We start from the raw sequence: 2,932 nt of genomic DNA, 5'->3' as shown, positions 1-2,932 counted from the left end.
TCGAGCACGCGGTAGGTGACGAACGCGCTCACCAGCATCGCCCCGATCGGGACCGCCGCATAGGGCAGCAGGTCGGCCCCCACTGCCGTCACTTCGAGCAGGATGCGCGGGAACATGATCATGCAGGCCAGCGCCATGCCCAGGCCCAGTTCGGGGGCGGCCCTTATCTGGGTCTTGCTGTGCTTGGAGAAGGAAAGCGTCACCGCGGTTGAGGAGACCAGTCCGCCCAGCGCCGCGGTAAAGCGCAGCCCCTTCGAAGCGCCCGCGAACTGCACCATCACGAAGCCGGCCAGCGAGATCCCGGCAATCAGCGTGACCATGAGTCCGATCTCGCGCGGGTTGAGCGCGCCCAGCGGATCGACCGCGTGGTTGGGAAGCAGCGGCAGAACGACCGCCATCAGGACGACGAATTCGAGAATCGAGCCGACCTGTTCTTCCGAAAGCCCGCGGGCCACCCGGTGGATCTGGACCTTGAAGGCCAGCAGAGCCGTCATCGCCACCGCGGCAATGATGGCCACGAAGTGCTCGCCGGTGTGGACGAGCACCCCCAGAAAGAACGTCACCACCAGCACGACCGGCGTGGTCATTCCGGGCTCGGCCTTGCTGCGCTTGAACTGCCACCAGTAGCTGGCCACCAGCAAAACGAGCAGCCCGGCCACTGACACAAGCAGGATGCCGTTGGAGTAGGTATCGCTGAGCCAGGCAGCCAGCACGCCCCAGACCGCCACCATTGGAATGGTGCGGATGCCGGCGGCCACCTCACCGGGGGTGCCGGTCTCGGCCGCCTCGCGGGCCTCGGAGCGCTCGCGCTCCAGGCCGATGAGCAACCCCAAGCCGCCGGCAATGGCCAGGGACTTGAGCAGCTCCAGCGTGGCCGGGCTCATCGCTGCAATGGGATCGGCTTCGGGCAAGGCATCGCCTCCGGGCTGGGGCGGAATTGATCCGCCATTGCACCTGTCCCTCCACAGTTGGAGCAAAGCGGGGCCTCTGACAAGGGGCAACCCCGTTTTTCCGGGCTTTCCCTTCCGCCTGCCCGTCTGCCTGCACCGGTGAGCGGGCGTTGACTTTTGATGCCCCTGTGCCAGTATTACCGCCAGTTTTGCGAAATCCTGAGTGTTGTCGCGCTGTTGGCGCAGGGAGGCCGTTCTCCCGCGTTCTCTGCGGCACTTTTGACGGCACCAACGTATTCTCAGCAGGAGGCGTTCGCGCACAATCATGGGTGAATTTTTCGGAGCTCTCGGCAAGGCCTACCAAGCAGGCGGTATTTTCATGCATTTCATTTCGCTGACCGGAGTGGTGATGTTCGCCATTCTCGGGGAGCGGGTGTTCTTCCTCTGGATCAAGAGCGGCTTCAACAAGGCCGCCTTCCTGGAGCAAATGCGCAAGTTCATCGCCGATAACAATATCGACGGCGCCATCGCGTTCTGTAAGGAAAAGAAGGACGCGCTCTCGAACATCATTCGCGCAGGACTGGCCCAGTTCCGCGAAGGCGATCCCGAGTTTAAGGACGCCATGGACCTCGCCGCACTGGCCAACCTGCCGGAGCTCGAGCGCCGCACCGGTTACCTGGCCATGCTGGGCAACGTCGCGACGCTGCTCGGACTGCTCGGCACGATTCAGGGTCTGATCAACGCCTTCGAGTCGGTCGCCTCCGTGGACGCCTCGCAGAAAGCTGCTGCTCTGGCGGCCGGTATCTCCACGGCCATGCTCACGACCGCGTACGGACTCGTCATCGCGATTCCCTCGCTGGTCGCTTTCTCGGTCATCCAGGGCCGGACGCAGAAACTCGTCGAAGGCATCGAGGAATCGGCCGCTACCGTAGCCACCTTCCTGGACCGCCGCGCGCAGCGTCCTTCCTGATAACGGCTGTTTGTAGCAACACCGGCGGAGAACACCGACCTTGTCAGTCAAGCGATTTGCAAATACCAGCAAGCGGGAGATGGATAAACCGCTCAACCTGATTCCGTTCATCTCCTTCCTTTCGGTGGTGGTGTCCTTCCTGATTGCGACCGCCGCATGGAACCAGCTCGTCCAGATCGAGATCATGCTCCCTTCGCAGGGCGCGCCCTCCAGCGCGCAGAATCCCAATGAGCCGCAGCTCTCGCTCACGATCATCGTGACTGAAGAGAACCTGCAGATCGCCGGCGCCGGCGCGGCGCTCCCCGCTATCCCCATGAAGGATGGCAAGTACGATCTCGAAGCGCTCAACAAGACGATCGCTGACATTCAAAAGAAATTCCCGCAGAACCGCGAGGCCATCGTCGCGATCGAATCGAGCATCGTCTACGAGAAAGTCGTGAATGTTCTCGACGTCGCTCTCAAAAACGGCATCGACGGATTGTCCCTGACGCCGTACACCCCGGCCAGCAAGCTCCAGAGGAAGTAAGAACACCATGGCAGGCTTCCTGAATACCAAACGCAAGGGGATCCAGCAGCCCGAAGAGCTCCAGCTCAACTCGCTGGTGGATATTTTCAGTACGCTGATTTTCTTCCTGCTCCAGCTCTTTGCCTCCGGCTCGGAATCAGTGGTCGATGGCTCGATCCGTCTGCCCATCTCCGTCACGGAAGCGGAGATCAAGGCCGACACGGTCATCGGCATCACCCCGGCGCAGGTCGGCCCGGGCGGCGCGATCATTGAAGACGGCGTGATCCTCATCGAGGGCTTTGCCGTCGCCAAGCTCGAAGAAGAGCGCCAGCGCGAAACACTCGTGATTCCCGGCCTTCAGGAGATCCTCAAGAAGATCAAGCAGCGCGCGGACGCCTGGAAAGAAGCCGGCGCCCTTGAGGAGTGGGAAGGCCGCGTCGTCATCCAGGGGGAGCGCGACATCGACTTCGAGATCATCAAGCGCGTGATGGCCACATGCGGCAGGGAAGGCTTCTCGATCATCTCCCTCGCGGTGAGCAAGGGCAGCTAGTTTCTCAACTCAAGACG

The 2,932-nt window shown here is 62.1% G+C and carries 4 protein-coding genes; 3 read left to right on the top strand and 1 reads right to left on the bottom strand.

What is annotated here, in order from left to right:
* The coding region (locus KDH09_15460) for an MgtC/SapB family protein (GenBank protein ID MCB0221094.1) at positions 1 to 911 on the bottom strand (911 nt) is incomplete at its 3' end.
* Positions 912 to 1,269: 358 nt separating this feature from the next.
* Between KDH09_15460 and KDH09_15455 the strand changes: the two genes are divergently transcribed.
* The 3 genes from KDH09_15455 to KDH09_15445 all read left to right on the top strand — a co-directional run bounded on the left by KDH09_15455 (position 1,270) and on the right by KDH09_15445 (position 2,915).
* Positions 1,270 to 1,860: a MotA/TolQ/ExbB proton channel family protein gene (locus tag KDH09_15455; protein ID MCB0221093.1), complete on the top strand. Its 591-nt coding sequence runs from the start codon at positions 1,270 to 1,272 to the stop codon at positions 1,858 to 1,860.
* A 79-nt stretch (positions 1,861 to 1,939) separates the two neighbouring features.
* The gene (locus KDH09_15450) at positions 1,940 to 2,386 is read left to right on the top strand and encodes a biopolymer transporter ExbD (GenBank protein MCB0221092.1); all 447 of its coding nucleotides are present in this window, start codon (positions 1,940 to 1,942) and stop codon (positions 2,384 to 2,386) included.
* 7 nt (positions 2,387 to 2,393) lie between these two features.
* On the top strand, positions 2,394 to 2,915 hold the full coding sequence (locus tag KDH09_15445; GenBank protein ID MCB0221091.1) for a biopolymer transporter ExbD: 522 nt from the start codon (positions 2,394 to 2,396) through the stop codon (positions 2,913 to 2,915).
* Positions 2,916 to 2,932 lie beyond the last annotated feature (17 nt).

It is taken from the genome of Chrysiogenia bacterium (assembly GCA_020434085.1).
Taxonomy (GTDB): domain Bacteria; phylum JAGRBM01; class JAGRBM01; order JAGRBM01; family JAGRBM01; genus JAGRBM01.
The sequence above is the reverse complement of the archived record's forward strand: the minus strand, read 5'-3'. Positions and strand labels throughout refer to the sequence as shown.